Here is a 15509-nt window from a genome sequence, read left to right as displayed (position 1 = left end):
GAGGACGTAATATCCATTCTCTTCTTTTCTAAGAGCCGGCAATTCCATCACGCTTAAGGGACGAAAGATCAGCGAGCCTTTGAAACCCGCTCTCAAAAATCGGCATTGAAATGAACATTCGCAATGTCACCTCTTTTGCGGTGGTCTTAGGGACATTGAATAGCATTTGATCGCCAGGTTTTCTGTCATATCGGCATCATATGGATGCACAGGATCGCGTCGGCAGCGTTTTACGACCCGGCTCGCGGCGTGGCCTGAAACGTATCGACGATTTCGCGCATCAACGCCTTCCGGTCATCCGACGCGCGCTGCACCATGCCCACCGTTCGAAGCGTCGGCGGGCTGCCGATCGAAATCACGCGCAGCAGCGGGTCGCTTTGCCAGTTGCCGCGATTGAGCAGCGGCAGCACCGCGACGCCGACCTTCTCGCGCACGAGCGCGACGATCGTTTCGATCGAATTGAGTTCGAGATACTCGTTGACCGTCAGGCCCGACTTCTGCAACGCCTGTTCGACGACCTGGCCTGTGCGCACGCGCCGGTCGAAGCGCAGAAACCCGTGGCTGCGCAAGATGCGCTGCGGATCGTTGTCGACAATCTCGCGGCTCGCGACGAGCATCATCGGCTCGGTGTAGAGCGTGGTCCACTTCAGCGTGTCGGGCAGCGTCTGGTCCGCACGCGCGACGACAGCGGCGACATCTACTTCCCGCGCTTCGACCATGCCCGCCAGCTCGTCCGAGCGCGCCGACAGCAGGCGCACGTCGAGCCGCGGATGCGCCGCCTTCAGCCGCGCGACGGCCAGCGACAGCGCGCCGATCACCGACACGACCGCGCCGATCGTCACCGGCCCTTCCATCGCGTCCGAAGGCTTCGCTTCCAGCTCGGCGAGAAGCTCCAGAATCTGCTCGACCTTCGGCCAGATCGTATGGCCGTGCTGCGTGAGCGCGATCTGGCGGCCCCGGCGATCGAATAGCTGGCGGCCCAGCGCCAGTTCGAGTCCGCGCATCTGCAGGCTGACCGCGGCCTGCGTCAGCGCGACCTTGTCGGCGGCGGCCGAGAACGATCCCGTGCGTGCCACGGCCTTGAAAGTCTTCAACATGCGAAGCGTCGGCATGGTGTGTCTCGAGTGCTTCTCATGATCTAATCATGAGAAAAATTTAAGTGTCGAAAAGAAATATTAATATTTTTTGTACGACGCCCGCCAGATAATCGATTCATAACGACCTGAAACGACGAGCGACACGATGCGGAGTGCCCAAGCATGACCGGCGTTGAACGCCGACCAGTACTGGAAGTACGAGGCTTCTCGTTGAAATTTTCAAACGCGGCCGATGTACCCAATGTCGTCGATAACGTCTCCTTCCCGGTTCACGCGGGCGAGACCTTGTGCATGGTCGGCGAATCGGGCTGCGGCAAGAGCGTGACGTCGCTGGCGCTGATGGGGCTGCTCGCGAGCCCGCCCGCGCGGCGCGTCGCGGGCAGCGCGCATTTCGAGGGGCAGGATCTGTTCGCGCTGACGGAGCGCGAACTCGCCGATATTCGCGGCAACCGCATGTCGATGATCTTCCAGGAGCCGATGACGTCGCTGAATCCCGCGTACACGGTCGGCGAGCAGATCGGCGAAAGCATCCGGCGTCATCGCGGCATCAAGCGCGCGCAAGCGCGTGAAGAGGCGCTGGAGATGCTGCGGCTCGTCCACATTCCCGCGCCCGAAACGCGGCTCGACGCGTTTCCGCATCAGCTGTCGGGCGGCATGCGCCAGCGCGTGATGATCGCGATGGCGCTCGCGAACCGCCCGCGTCTGTTGATCGCCGACGAACCGACGACGGCGCTCGACGTCACCATTCAGGCGCAGGTGCTGTCACTCGTGCGCAACCTCCAGGCAGAGACAGGCACGGCGATGCTCCTCATCACGCACGATCTGGGCGTGGTCGCGGAAGTGGCGGATCACGTCGCCGTGATGTACGCGGGCAGGATCGTCGAGTACGGCACCGTGACCGATCTGTTCGACGACCCGCAGCATCCGTACACGATCGGGCTGATGGGCGCGATTCCGTCCGTCGGCAAGCGCGCGGGCTCGCTCGCGACGATACGCGGCTCGGTGCCGTCGCCGGAGCAGATGCCGCGCGGCTGCCGTTTCGCGCCGCGCTGCCCGTTCGCGGAGCAGCGCTGCGTCGACGCCGCGCCACCCGACAGAACGCTTTCGGGCGAACATCGCGTCGCGTGCTGGCTAGCGCCCGTCGAGCAGCTCGTGAAGCCCGCGCAGCAAAAGGAGCTGACATGAAGGAGCCGACATGAGCGCCGACACGAAAGCGCCCATCATCGAAGCGAGCGCGCTGACGAAGCGCTTTGGCGGCGAGCGGCACATGTTCGCGCGCACGCCCACGGTTCATGCCGTCAACGACGTCTCGTTCGCCGTGAACACGGGCGAGACGTTCGCGATCGTCGGCGAATCGGGCTGCGGCAAGTCCACGCTCGGCCGGCTGCTGCTGCGCCTGATCGACGCGACGCAAGGGCGCGTGATCTATCAGGGCGAGGACATCACGCGCTGGCAAGGCGCAAAGCTGCGGCGGCTGCGCCGCGAAATGCAGATCATCTTTCAGGACCCGTTCGCTTCGTTGAATCCGGGCATGACGGTGGGCCAGATCATCGGCGAGCCGGTCGGCGTGCACGGGCTCGCGCGCAACGCCGCCGAGCGCCGCGAGCGCGTCGCGCAACTACTGACGAAAGTGGGCTTGCAGCCGGGCTACGCCGAGCGCTATCCGCATGAATTCTCGGGCGGGCAGCGTCAGCGTATCGGCATTGCGCGGGCGCTCGCGGGCGAGCCGAAGCTGATCGTCGGCGATGAGCCGGTGTCGGCGCTCGATGTATCGGTGCAGGCGCAGGTGATCAACCTGCTCGAATCGCTGAAAGCAGAACTCGGCCTCACGCTGATCATGGTCGCGCACGATCTGGCTGTGATCCGTCATATGAGCGACCGCGTCGCCGTGATGTATCTCGGCGAGATAGTCGAGCTGGCGCAAGCCGACGAGCTGTTCGACGCGCCGCTGCATCCGTACACGCAAGCGCTGCTGCGCGCGATTCCCGCCAGCAGTCCGCACGAGCGCCGCACGAAGCCCGCGCTGCAAGGCGATCTGCCGAGCCCGACGGCGCCGCCGCCCGGCTGCCGCTTTCATACGCGCTGCCCGCACGCGAAGCCGCGCTGCTCGCAGGAACGGCCGCTCGCCGAAGCGCTCCCCGGCGGCCGGCAAGTCGCCTGTCACTTCTGGCGCGAAGTGCAGAACGCGGGCAGCGGCACGCCGCTCGCCGCGAGCGTCAGCGTGAAGCTGAACGAGCGCCTGTCGATTTACCGTGACAGGCAGGCCGCGCTGACAGCGGGCGCGATCCGATAACTCACCTCTGATGGCAACCCGAACCGCAACAAGGACATAACGCATGCGAAGAATGTTGATTGCCGCCGCGCTCGCATTGAGCGCATCCGCCGCGATGGCCCAGACCACCATCCGCATCGGCTTGCAGGACGATATCGGTTCGCTCGACCCCGCGCGCAGCGTGCAGTTCGTCGACCGGATCGTGTTCGCGTCGCTGTGCAATTCGCTCGTCGACGTCGGGCCCGACCTGAAGATCGTGCCGATGCTCGCCACTTCCTGGACCACGAGCGCCGACGGCAAGTCGCTGACGTTCAAGCTGCGCCAGGGGGTGAAGTTCCAGAACGACGAGCCGTTCAACGCGGCCGCCGTGAAGGCGAACCTGGACCGCTATCGCACGCTGCCGACCAGCAACCGCAAGAGCGAGCTTTCGTCGGTCGATCATGTCGACGTCGTCGACGACAACACCGTGAAGATCGTGCTGAAGCAGCCGGACGCCGCGCTGCTCGCCACGCTCTCCGACCGCGCCGGCATGATGCTCGCGCCGAAGACGCTCTCCGACGCGGCGGGTGTCGCGTCGCATCCCGTGTGCTCGGGTCCGTACAAGTTCGTGCAGCGCGTGCAGAACGATCGCGTCGTGCTCGAGAAGTTTGCGGGCTATTGGGACGCGGACAAGTACCCGATCCAGCGCGTCGTGTTCCAGCCGATACCCGACAGCACCGTGCGTCTCGCGAACCTGCGCTCGGGCTCGCTCGACATGCTCGAACGCCTCGCGCCTTCCGACGTCGCGTCGGTGAAGAGCGATGCGAATCTGCAATTCAAGCCGGTGACGGGCCTCGGCTTCTACTATGTGACGTTCAACATCAACAACGGGCCGCGCGGCAACAGCCCGTTGAAGGACAAGCGCGTGCGTCAGGCGTTCGAACTGTCGATCGACCGCGATGCGATCGACCAGGTGATCGGCGCGGGCATCTTCACGCCGGCCAACCAGGGCATTCCGAAGTCGAGCCCGTACTACAACGCGTCGCTGCCGACGACGAAGCGCGACGTCGCGAAAGCGAAGGCCTTGCTGAAAGCGTCGGGCCACGAACATCCGACGATCGAATTCGCGTATCCGAACAACACGGTCGCGAGCCAGATCACGCAGATGTTGCAGGCGATGCTCGGCGAAGCGGGCATCACGCTGAAGCTGCGCCCGAGCGATTACGCAACCGAGCTGAACGCGGGGCACAGCGGCGATTTCGAAGCGATGTACACGGGCTGGTCGGGCCGCGTCGATCCCGACGGCAACCTGCATCAGTTCAACACGTGCTCGGGCAATCTGAATTACGCGCACTACTGCAACCAGCAGGTCGATTCGCTGCTCGACGGCGCGCGCACGAAGCTCACGGCAGCCGAACGCAAGGCGGACTACGACGCGGCCGGCAAGATCCTCGCCGACGACGATCCCATCGTGTACATCTACGCGCAGCCGTGGCCGTTCGTGCTGTCGAAGAAGGTGCAGGGCTTCACGCCTTCCGCCGATGGCCTCGTTCGCCTGCGCGGCGTTTCGATGAAGAGCTGAGCGCCATGCTGCGGATCATCGCCAATCGGATGCTCGTGGCCGTGCCGACGCTGATCCTGGTGTCGATGCTGATCTTCGGCCTGCAGAAGCTGCTGCCGGGCGACCCCGTCATGGCGATGGCGGGCGAGGACCAGGACCCGCAAGTCATCGCGACGCTGCGGGTCAAGTATCACCTCGATCAGCCCGTGCCCACGCAGTACGCGCTGTGGATGCGCGACGTCGCGCACGGCGACCTGGGCGCGTCGCTGCGCACGGACGTGCCCGTGCGCTCGCTGATCGCGCAGAAGCTGCCCGTCACGATACAGCTCGCGATCATGGCGATGATCCTCGCTATCGGCATCGGCATACCGGCGGGCGTGATCTCGGCGGCGAGCCGTGGCGGGCCGCTCGACTACGCCGCGAATATCTTCGCGCTGTCCGGCATGTCGATACCGAACTTCTGGCTCGGCATCATGCTGATCTTCATCGTGTCGGTGCGCTGGCATCTGTTGCCGTCGTCGGGCTACGTGTCGCCGGGCGAGGACTTCTGGCTCAGCATCAAGACGATGCTGATGCCTGCGTTCGTGCTCGGCGCCGCGCTCGGCGCGCAACTGATGCGTCACACGCGCAGCGCAATGCTCGGCGTGCTGCGCACCGACTACATCCGCACCGCGCGCGCGAAGGGTTTGCTGCGCGGCGCCGTGGTGGTCAAGCACGCGTTCCGCAACGCGCTGATCCCCATCGTCACCGTGCTCGCGCTGCTGTTCGGCGAACTGCTCGCGGGCGCCGTGCTGACCGAGCAGGTCTTCACGATTCCGGGCTTCGGCAAGCTCGTCGTCGATGCCGTGTTCAACCGCGACTATCCCGTCGTGCAAGGCGTCGTGCTCGTGACGGCGCTCGCGTTCATCGTCGTCAATCTGTGCGCCGACGTGCTGTACATCCTGCTCAACCCCCGACTGAGGCGCAGTTGATGGCTACTCCTCTCGATGCCCAAGCCGCCCGATCCGCAGCGTCGGCCGCAACGCTGCCGCGCCGCAAGCGCCGTGGACTCGCGCGCTTCATGCGCAACCGTGCTGCAGTGTTCGGCGCGTTTCTGGTGGCGCTCGTCGTCGTGATGGCTGTATTCGCGCCGTGGCTCACGCAGTACGACCCGGTCCAGGCGAGCTTCATGACCGTGCGCCAGGCGCCGTCGGCCGCTCACTGGTTCGGCACCGACGAACTCGGCCGCGACGTGCTGAGCCGTCTGCTGTACGGCGCGCGTGCGTCGCTGCTCGCGGGCGTCGTGTCCGTCGGCATTGCCGTCGTGCTCGGCGTGCCGCTCGGACTGCTCGCCGGCTATTTCGGCAAGCTCGTCGACGGCGTGATCTCACGCGTCGCCGATGCGCTGCTGTCCATTCCGTTCCTGATTCTCGCGATTGCGCTTTCCGCGTTCCTCGGGCCGAGCCTGACGAACGCGATGGCCGCGATCGGCATTTCGGCGATGCCGCGCTTCATCCGTCTCACGCGCGGACAGGCGATCAGCGTGAAGGCGGAAGAGTACGTGGAAGGTGCGCGCGCGATTGGCCTCGATCACCCGCGCATCATCCTGCGGTACATTCTGCCCAATGTGCTGCCGCCCATCATCGTGCAGGCGAGCCTCACGGTGGCGAGCGCGATCATCGCCGAAGCGAGCCTGTCGTTCCTCGGGCTCGGACAATTGCCGCCCGCGCCGTCGTGGGGATCGATGCTCAACACCGCGAAGGACTTCGTGAGCCAGGCGCCGTGGATGTCGATCTTTCCCGGCATCGCAATCTTTCTGGCCGTGCTCGGCTTCAATCTGCTCGGCGACGGTCTGCGCGACGCGCTCGACCCGCGCGAATCCTGATTTCTTTCCATGGCCCTGTCGCTTTCGATAGGGCCGCGGTCAACCTCTAGAGTGAAGGCATGACAAATTTCAACTGGCAGAACCCTTATCCGACGACGCGCATGCCTGTGTTCGCGCGCAACATCGTCTCGACTTCGCAGCCGCTCGCCGCGCAGGCTGGTCTGCGCATGCTGTGGAAAGGCGGCAATGCCGTCGATGCCGCAATCGCGGCGGCAGCGGCCATCACGGTCGTCGAGCCGGTGTCGAACGGCCTGGGCAGCGATGCGTTCGCGCTCGTGTGGGACGGCAAGAAGCTGCATGGGCTGAATGCCTCGGGCGTTGCGCCTGCCGCATGGAACGTCGACTACTTCAAGCGCAAGTACGGCGAGAACAACGGCGTCGCCGCTCAGCCCGTGCGCGGCTGGGACACCGTGACGGTGCCGGGCGTGATCGCGGGCTGGGAAGCGCTGCACAAGAAGTTCGGCTCGCTGCCATTCGCGGACCTGATGGAGCCCGCGATCGAGATTGCCGAGCGCGGTCATGCGGTGGCGGGCATCGTCGCGCGCAAGTGGGCAGCTGCCGTGCCGGAACTCAAGAACCAGCCCGGTTTCGCCGACACGTTCATGCCGCGCGGCCGCGCGCCTGAAATGAGCGAACTGGTGAAGATGCCGGGTCACGCGAAGACGCTGCGCGTGCTCGCCGAAAAGGGCCCGCGCGCGTACTACGAAGGCGAGATCGCCGAGCGCATCGCGGCGTTCTCGCGCGAATGCGGCGGCGCTATGACGCTCGACGATCTGCGCAACTATCAGCCCGACTGGGTCGAGCCGATCGGCAAGCAGTATCGCGGCTACACAGTGCACGAGATTCCGCCGAACGGGCAGGGCATCGCCGCGCTGATCGCGCTCGGCATTCTCGAGCAGTTCGACATGGGTTCGATGAAAGTGGACGGCATCGAATCGCAGCACTTGCAGATCGAAGCGATGAAGCTCGCGTTCGCCGATGTGTATCGCTACGTCGCCGATCCGCGTTCGATGGAAGTGACGCCCGCGCAAATGCTCGACGACGCGTATCTGAAGTCGCGCGCGAAGCTGATCGACCCGAAGCGCGCGACGCAATTCGGCTTCGGCATGCCGAAGTCGGGCGGCACGATCTACATGTCGGCGGCCGACGAGCGCGGCATGATGGTCAGCTTCATCCAGTCGAACTACATGGGCTTCGGCTCGGGCGTGGTCGTGCCGGACAGCGGCATCTCGCTTCAGAACCGCGGCTATGGATTCTCGATGGACCCGAAGTCGCCGAATGCCGTCGAAGGCGGCAAGCGGCCTTTCCACACGATCATTCCCGCGTTTCTCACGCAGCAGGTGGACGGCCGGCAGGAAGCCGTGATGAGCTTCGGCGTGATGGGCGGCGACATGCAGCCGCAAGGCCATCTGCAAACGGTCGTGCGCATGCTCGACTACGGCCAGCAGCCGCAAGCCGCGTGCGATGCGCCGCGCTGGAAGGTCAACCGCGACTTCACGATCGACATCGAATCGACGCTCGATCGCAACACGGCGCTCGCGCTCGAAGGGCTCGGCCACACGATCAAGTCGATCGACGATCCTTATATGGATTTCGGCTCGGGCCAGTTCATCTGGAAGCTCGACCGCAACGAGCCCGAACGCGGCTATGTGGCCGCGAGCGACAGCCGCCGCGATGGTCTCGCAGCGGGCTTCTGAGCGGACCGCTATATCGGTTTCGCCCGCGCGTTGGAGCCGGCTGCGTTCAGCCGGTTTTCCAGCGCGCGTCCGCGACGGTCAGCTTGCCGGGAATCAGCTTGAGCGCGCTGAACGTATCGGCGATCTGCTGCTGATACGCGAGCGTCGCGTCCGTAATCGGCTGAACGCCGTAGCCGGTGCGTTTGAGCGCGACTTCGAGCGTGGCCGTGTCGAGCCCCACGAGCGGCGATAGCAACGCAGCCACTTCGGGAATGTTGTCGTGCGCCCAGCCGTCGATGCCGTTCACTTCTTCGAGCAGCGTGTGCAGCACTTGCGGCTGCGCAGCGGCGAATTTGCGGGCCGCGACGTAGTACTGAGTGTTGCGCACGAGGCCGTCGCCATAGGCGAGCGTGCGCGCATTGCCCTGGCGTTCGATCGCCGCGAGATACGGGTCCCAGATCACCCACGCATCCACGCTGCCTTGCACGAAGGCCGCGCGCGCATCGGCGGGCGTCAGATAGACGGGCTGGATGTCGGTGTACGCGAGCCCCGCTTTTTGCAGCGCCTTCACGAGCAGGAAGTGGACATTCGAGCCCTTGTTGAGCGCGACCTTCTTGCCGCGTAGCTGCGCGACCGAGCGGATCGGCGAATCGTGCGGCACGACGATCGCTTCGCCTTGCGGCGCGGACGGCTCGCTGCCGATGTACACGAAGTCGACGCCGCCCGCCTGCGCGAAGATAGGCGGCGTCTCGCCGACGGTGCCGACATCGACGGCGCCTGCATTCAGTCCTTCCAGCAATTGCGGCCCGGCGGGAAATTCGAGCCACTGGACGGTCACGCCCTGGCTTGCAAGCCGCTTTTCGAGCGTGCCGCGCGCCTTCAGCACCACGAAGTTGCCGTACTTCTGATAACCGATTCGCAGCCGGTTGCTCGCGCCTTGCGCATGCGCAAGGCCGCTCGCGAATAGTCCGAACGGTCCGAAGGGTCCGAGCACGCCGCCGAGCGCGGCGCCCGTCAGGCCGGCGGCGGCGCGCTGCAAGAGGCGGCGCCTGCGCAGATCGGCGGGATGGGTATCGATGGGTGTGTCGTGTTTGCTCATCTGTCGTCGATGTTATGTCTGTGAGAAATGCGCCGCCTTGCCGGACTGTGCGGCGCAGTGGGCACGAACCGCTCACGCCGCAAACGGGCGCGTCAGACTCACGACGTTAAGTCGGCGCGCGCGTGAATCCAACCAATGTTTGCGCATATCGAAAGCAGCGAATCGACGATAGCGCGCGCGTAGCGATCGCCGTGGACATCGCATGAGACGCGCCATTTGCATATATCGAATCGTCGTTTGGAAGACGCGTAGCGCGTCGCTAGCATTCAGGGACTTTTGATTTCCTGTTCGATAGCCATCATGTCTACCGTCGCCATTCCGTCCACTTCCGTCGATACCCCGGCCCGACGCGCCGAGGCCGCCGTTCCCGTCATCATCCGCAGCGCGCAGGACGTCTCGCGCATCGTCAACGCGGGTGCCGCGAAGGGCAGCAACGCGCGCATCGTGATTGCGATTGCGCTCGGCGGCGTCTTTCTCGACGCCTATGATCTGACCTCGCTCGCCTACGGCATCAAGGACATCGCGAGACAGTTCGCGCTGACGCCCGTGCAGGTGGGATTCGTTTCTTCCGCGATCACGTTCGGCGCGATTCTCGGCGCGCTGTTCGGCGGCTATCTGACGATCGGATCGGCCGCTATCGCGTGTTCATGGCCGACATGCTGTTCTTCGTCGTCGCGGCGATCGCGGCAGGTCTCGCGCCGAACGCATGGGTGCTCGGCGCGGCGCGCTTTCTGATGGGATTCGGCGTGGGCCTGGACCTGCCTGTTGCAATGGCCTTTCTCGCCGAGTTCTCGCGCGTGGCGGGCAAAGGCAACAAGGCGGCGAGCGTCGCGGCGTGGTGCCCCGCCTGGTATGCGGCGACGAGCACCTGCTATCTGCTGATTCTCGGCCTGTACGCGATCCTGCCCGAACAGCACCTGGGCTGGCTGTGGCGGCTGACGCTCGCATTCGGCGCCGTGCCCGCGCTCGCGATCATTCTGGTGCGCAGCCGCTATATCAGCGAGTCGCCGGTGTGGGCCGCGAATCAGGGCGATCTCGAAGGGGCGGCGCGCATTCTGAAGCGCACGTATGGCGTCGATGCCGTCGTCGAGCGGGCCGCAGCAAGCGCAACGTCCGCGAGCGAGCCGCGCCGCGCTTCGTGGCGCAACTACGGCGTGCTTTTTAACAGCACGTATCGCAGGCGCACGATTCTCGCGGCTGTGATCGGCAGCGCGTCGTCGTTCGGCTACAACGCGATCATCTTCGGATTGCCCGTCATCATCACGAGCTTTTTCGCGCAAGGACCGCTGACGACGATCGTCGCATCGCTCACGCTGAATCTGCTGTTCGCATTCGTGGGCGGCCTGATCGGCGTGCGGACCGCGCCGACAGTCGGCGCATGGAAGATGACCGTGCTCGGCCACGCGCTGCAATTCGTTTCGCTGATCGGACTCGCGCTGATCGGGCGGCCGAGCGGCGGCGCGCTGGTCGCAGCCGCGATCCTGCTGCTCGGCGGCTATCTGTTCGGGCAAGGCTTCGGCCCAGGCTCGCATTCGATGACCTATGCGTCGCTCAGCTATCCGACGTCGCTGCGTGGCATCGGTGTCGGCTTCAATCAGACACTCGTGCGCACGGCGTCGACGATCTCGCTGTTTCTGTTTCCGGTGCTGGCGGGCGCGCTCGGCACGAAAGTGTTCTGGGTCATCGCGATCGCGCCGCTCACGTCGCTGCTGGTGCTGCTCGCAATTCGCTGGGAGCCGTCGGGTTACGACATCGACGGCGAAGACTATCGGGCTGTCGAACCCGCTCCAGCGCGCGGCAGCGCTTGCAGTTGCCGATAGTCGCGACGTTACGACATCACGACACGTGCGGTATGCGATCGAAGTAGTGCATCCCGCGCGCATTGCAAAGCATTGCACAAATGCTTGTTTGCACATGGATGCGCCACTGACTAGATTCAGTGACGAGGCCACAAGCAGGAGGACGCATCATGTCGATGAACCTCGCAGCGTTTTACCGTCATGCGGTTTTCGAGCCGTTCGAAGCCGTGCGGCATCGGTTGCATGCGCGGCCGCGACGCGTCGCGGCTCGCCGGACAGAGACTCACGACAAAGGCACGCCACGCGACGATGCCGAGCGCCTCGAACGTATCGCCGCTTACGCGCGTGCCGGCTACTTCAACATGGGATACACGCTCGACGTGTTTTACATGATCGGCGGAATAGAACCCGAGTGACGCATTCGCTTCGATCCACATGCGGAATCGGGACGAGTTCGTTGCCGATCTGCGTCCCGGACGGCTCTAGTTGCGTGTAGCAGCGAAGAACCGGTTTTGCGGACGCGGCAAGCCGAGATGTTCCCGCAACGTCGTGCCTTCATACGCGCGGCGGAAAATTCCGCGCCGTTGCAGTTCAGGCACGACCTTGTCGGCGAAATCGTCGAGCCCGCCGGGCAGATACGGGAACATCACGTTGAAGCCGTCCGAGCCGCGCTCGATCAACCACTGCTCCATCTGATCCGCGATGGTCGCTGGTGTGCCGATCATTTCCAGACCCGAGTAGCCGCCGATGCGCTGCGCGAGTTGTCGAATGGTCAGCTGTTCGGTACGCGCCCAGTCGACGACGCGTTGCCGCGCGCTCTTGCTCGCGTTGCTCTCCGGAATGTCGGGCAGCGGGCCGTCGGGATCGTACGTCGACACGTCATGTCCGAGCGCAATCGAAAGCGAGGCGATGCCACTGTCGTAGTGGACGAACGTATCGAGCAACACGCGCTTTTCGCGTGCGTCGTCGAGGGTATCGCCAACGACGACGAACGCGCCCGGCAGGATCTTCAGATGCTCCGGGTTGCGTCCCGCGCGTTCGGCCCGCGCCTTGACGTCGGCATAAAAGCGCTTGCCCTCGGCGAGCGACGGCGGCGCGGCGAATACGGCGTCGGCGGTTTCGGCGGCGATCTGGCGGCCTGGTTCCGACGAACCGGCCTGCACGACGACGGGCCAGCCCTGTATCGGCCGCGCGATATTCAATGGGCCGCGCACCGACAGATGCTCGCCCTCGAAACCGAGCACGTGCATCCGTTGGGGATCGACGAACGTTCCGCTTTCGACATCGCGCACGAACGCGTCGTCGGCCCAGCTATCCCACAGGCCCGTGACGGCATCGAAGAACTCACGCGCGCGCTCGTAACGCACGGCATGCGCAACGTGCTCGTCGAGCCCGAAGTTCAGCGCCGCGTCGGGATTGGAGGTCGTCACGAGATTCCAGCCCGCGCGCCCGCCGCTCAGGTGATCGAGCGAAGCGAACCTACGCGCGACGTGCCAGGGCTCCTCGAATGTCGTCGAAGCGGTGGCGATCAGGCCGATGCGCTCCGTCACTGACGATAGCGCGGACAACAGCGTCAACGGCTCGAACGACGTGACGGTGTGGCTGCGCTTGAGCGCGCCGACGGGCATGTTCAGCACGGCCAGATGATCGGCCATGAAGAACGCGTCGAAGCACGCGCGTTCGAGCGTTTGTGCGAAACGCTTCAGGTGGTCGATGTTGAAGTTGGCGTCGGGGAACGCGCCGGGATAGCGCCACGCGCCCGTATGAAGGCTCACGGGGCGCATGAAGGCGCCGAGATGAAGCTGGCGGGAAGGGGTCATGATCGATGGCCTCGTCGAAGCTGGGATCAGTATGCGAACAACGCTGCTGGATACGATACGAACGATACGACAACCGCGTGATTCGGGCTGGCACTCTGCCGTTGTTTCGTCCATCGCTTTATGACGGAGACAGATAAGCGTATCGGCTTTGATTCGTTGACCCTTGCGCGCGCGAGGCCATACATTGGTGATCTTGATCAGACACTGGGCATCTTCTTGTGACGAGCACCGCACCCGACCCCATCGCCATCGCAGGCGCGCGAGCAACCCACGCGAACCGCGCGGATTCGCGCGACGCTCACGCGCAGTCGTTCGAGATTCGCCCCTTCGACGCGCCGCTCGGCGCCGAAGTGATCGGACTGTCGTTGCGCGAGCCGCTTTCCGATGCGGACTTTGCGCGCATCCGCCGTGCGCATCTCGATCATCATGTGCTCGTGTTTCGCGATCAGCACATCACGCCCGAAGAACACATTGCGTTCAGCCGCCGCTTCGGGCCGCTGCAGATTCATGTGCTGCATCAGTTCGCGCTCGCGGGTCATCCCGAAGTGCTGATCGTGTCGAACGTCGTCGAGAACGGCAAACCGATCGGGCTCGGCGACGCCGGCCATTTCTGGCATTCGGATCTGTCGTACAAGGAGAAGCCGAGTCTCGGCTCGCTGTTGCACGCGCAGGAGCTTCCGTCCGAGGGCGGCGATACGCTGTTCGCGAACATGCATCTCGCGTGGGACACGCTGCCCGCGCATCTGCGCAAGGCCGTCGAGGACAGGCACGCGGAGCACACGTATCTCGCGCGCTATGCGGAGTTGCAGGCGCGCAGTCCGTGGCGTCCTAACCTGTCGGCCGAGCAGATCGCGCAGGTCAAGCCTGTCGTGCATCCCATCGTGCGCACTCATCCTGAAACGGGCCGCAAGGCGCTCTTCGTCAGCGAGCATTTCACGACGCGCATTGTCGGCTTGCCTGAAGATGAAAGCCGTGCGCTGCTCGACGCACTCTTCGCGCACAGCGTGCGTGCCGGGCATCTGTACCAGCATCGCTGGCAAGCGCACGATCTCGTGTTCTGGGACAACCGCTCGCTGATGCACCTCGCTGCGGGCACGCCCGATCACCTGCGCCGCAAGCTCTATCGCACCACCATCGAAGGCGACGCGCCGTTCTAGATCCGTTGCGCGAACATCGAGACCGGCTTCGCGCTCATCGCCATTCATCTACGGGGAATCTCATGTTGCACTCTTTTCGCGCGGCATGGTCCGCGCGCATTCGTCCTGCGCGCCGCGTTGCCGCTGCGGCTTTGGCCGTCGTCGTCGGCGTGAGCGCGCTCGGCTTGCCGCGACATGCTATGGCCGAAGGGCAGATACGCATCGCGGAGCAGTTCGGCGTCGTCTATCTGCTGCTCAACGTGGCGCGCGATCAGCATCTGATCGAACAGGAAGGCCGCAAGGAAGGACTCGATATCAAGGTGGACTGGGTGCGGCTGTCGGGCGGCGCGGCCGTCAACGACGCGCTGCTGTCGGGGTCGATCGATATCGCCGGTGCGGGCGTCGGTCCGCTGCTGACGGTGTGGGATCGAACGCGCGGACGCCAGAACGTGAAGGGCGTCGCGTCGCTAGGCAACCTGCCGTACTACCTCGTCAGCAACAATCCGAACGTGAAGACCATCGCCGATTTCACGAGCAAGGATCGCATCGCGGTGCCCGCTGTCGGCGTGTCCGTGCAATCGCGCGTGTTGCAGTATGCGGCCGCGAAGCAATGGGGCGACAAGGCGTTCGACCGGATCGATGGCTTCACGCAGGCCATTCCGCACCCGGACGCGACGGCCGCGATCATTGCGGACAGCAGCGTGATCACCGCGCACTTCGGCAATCCACCGTTCCAGCAGCAGGAACTGGCGCAGAACCCGAAAGCCCATATCGTGCTGAACTCCTACGATGTGCTCGGCGGCCCGAGTTCGGCGACCGTGCTTTACGCGACCGAGAAATTCCGCAACGACAATCCGAAGACTTATCACGCGTTCGTGGCCGCGCTCGCTCAGGCGGCACATCTGATCTCGACGAACCCCGAGCTGGCCGCCGACATCTATATTCGCGTCAACGACTCGAAGATAGACCGCGCGTTGCTGCTGAAAATAATTCGCGATCCGCAGGTGCAGTTCAAGATCGCGCCGCAAAACACATTCGGGCTTGCGCAGTTCATGCATCGCGTCGGCGCGATCCGCAACGAGCCGAAGTCCTGGCGCGACTACTTCTTCGACGATCCCGCGACGGCGAGCGGAAGCTGACCGTCATGCGCGAGCGGCGCATGCGGCACGCTTCTGCATCGCTTTCGATGCTTATGCGGGCGGCTAC

At 64.6% G+C, this 15509-nt stretch carries 12 protein-coding genes and 1 pseudogene; 10 read left to right on the top strand and 3 right to left on the bottom strand.

Features of this window, described 5'->3' with window-relative positions; genetic code table 11:
• Positions 1-230: 230 nt before the first annotated feature.
• Positions 231-1112: a LysR family transcriptional regulator gene (locus AABE10_RS25905; protein ID WP_342936071.1), complete on the bottom strand. Its 882-nt coding sequence runs from the start codon at positions 1110-1112 to the stop codon at positions 231-233.
• Positions 1113-1259: 147 nt separating this feature from the next.
• On the opposite strand from AABE10_RS25905, the gene AABE10_RS25900 reads away from it, so the two are divergent.
• From AABE10_RS25900 to AABE10_RS25875, 6 genes are read left to right on the top strand one after another with little or no spacing between them, the layout of a single operon-like run.
• The gene (locus AABE10_RS25900; protein WP_342936070.1) at positions 1260-2282 is read left to right on the top strand and encodes an ABC transporter ATP-binding protein; all 1023 of its coding nucleotides are present in this window, start codon (positions 1260-1262) and stop codon (positions 2280-2282) included.
• A 10-nt stretch (positions 2283-2292) separates the two neighbouring features.
• Complete coding sequence (locus AABE10_RS25895) at positions 2293-3390, top strand: oligopeptide/dipeptide ABC transporter ATP-binding protein (protein WP_342936069.1); 1098 nt, start codon at positions 2293-2295, stop codon at positions 3388-3390.
• Positions 3391-3433: 43 nt separating this feature from the next.
• A complete protein-coding gene (locus AABE10_RS25890; RefSeq protein ID WP_342936068.1) occupies positions 3434-4930 on the top strand; it encodes an ABC transporter substrate-binding protein in 1497 nt (498 codons plus the stop codon).
• Between the two features lie 5 nt (positions 4931-4935).
• Positions 4936-5880 carry an ABC transporter permease gene (locus AABE10_RS25885; RefSeq protein ID WP_342936067.1) on the top strand — a complete coding sequence of 315 codons (945 nt, stop codon included), beginning with the start codon at positions 4936-4938 and terminating at the stop codon, positions 5878-5880.
• Positions 5880-6773, top strand: coding sequence for an ABC transporter permease (locus AABE10_RS25880; protein ID WP_342936066.1), 894 nt, complete (start codon positions 5880-5882; stop codon positions 6771-6773). Before AABE10_RS25885 ends, AABE10_RS25880 begins: the two co-directional genes overlap by 1 nt.
• Before the next feature lie 59 nt (positions 6774-6832).
• Entirely contained in the window at positions 6833-8470 is a 1638-nt protein-coding gene (locus AABE10_RS25875; protein WP_342936065.1) for a gamma-glutamyltransferase family protein, read from the top strand.
• A 46-nt stretch (positions 8471-8516) separates the two neighbouring features.
• On the opposite strand, the gene AABE10_RS25870 is transcribed toward AABE10_RS25875, so the two are convergent.
• Positions 8517-9548 (bottom strand): sulfonate ABC transporter substrate-binding protein, encoded by a 1032-nt coding sequence (locus tag AABE10_RS25870; RefSeq protein ID WP_342936064.1) that lies wholly within the window; start codon positions 9546-9548, stop codon positions 8517-8519.
• Positions 9549-9848: 300 nt separating this feature from the next.
• On the opposite strand from AABE10_RS25870, the pseudogene AABE10_RS25865 reads away from it, so the two are divergent.
• Positions 9849-11368 (top strand): annotated as a pseudogene (locus AABE10_RS25865) (MFS transporter).
• 149 nt (positions 11369-11517) lie between these two features.
• On the top strand, positions 11518-11763 hold the full coding sequence (locus AABE10_RS25860) for a hypothetical protein (protein WP_342936063.1): 246 nt from the start codon (positions 11518-11520) through the stop codon (positions 11761-11763).
• A 66-nt stretch (positions 11764-11829) separates the two neighbouring features.
• On the opposite strand, the gene AABE10_RS25855 is transcribed toward AABE10_RS25860, so the two are convergent.
• Positions 11830-13167, bottom strand: a complete 1338-nt coding sequence (locus AABE10_RS25855; RefSeq protein ID WP_342936062.1) for an LLM class flavin-dependent oxidoreductase — start codon at positions 13165-13167, stop codon at positions 11830-11832.
• 248 nt (positions 13168-13415) lie between these two features.
• Here AABE10_RS25855 and AABE10_RS25850 point away from each other — a divergent pair, with 248 nt between their 5' ends.
• Together AABE10_RS25850 and AABE10_RS25845 are read left to right on the top strand one after the other, a co-directional pair.
• Positions 13416-14324, top strand: coding sequence for a TauD/TfdA family dioxygenase (locus AABE10_RS25850; RefSeq protein WP_342936269.1), 909 nt, complete (start codon positions 13416-13418; stop codon positions 14322-14324).
• Positions 14325-14386: 62 nt separating this feature from the next.
• The gene (locus AABE10_RS25845) at positions 14387-15442 is read left to right on the top strand and encodes an ABC transporter substrate-binding protein (protein WP_342936061.1); all 1056 of its coding nucleotides are present in this window, start codon (positions 14387-14389) and stop codon (positions 15440-15442) included.
• The last annotated feature ends 67 nt before the right edge of the window (positions 15443-15509 follow it).

The organism is Paraburkholderia diazotrophica, assembly GCF_038900755.1.
GTDB classification, from domain to species: Bacteria; Pseudomonadota; Gammaproteobacteria; order Burkholderiales; family Burkholderiaceae; genus Paraburkholderia; species Paraburkholderia diazotrophica_A.
The sequence above is the reverse complement of the archived record's forward strand: the minus strand, read 5'-3'. Positions and strand labels throughout refer to the sequence as shown.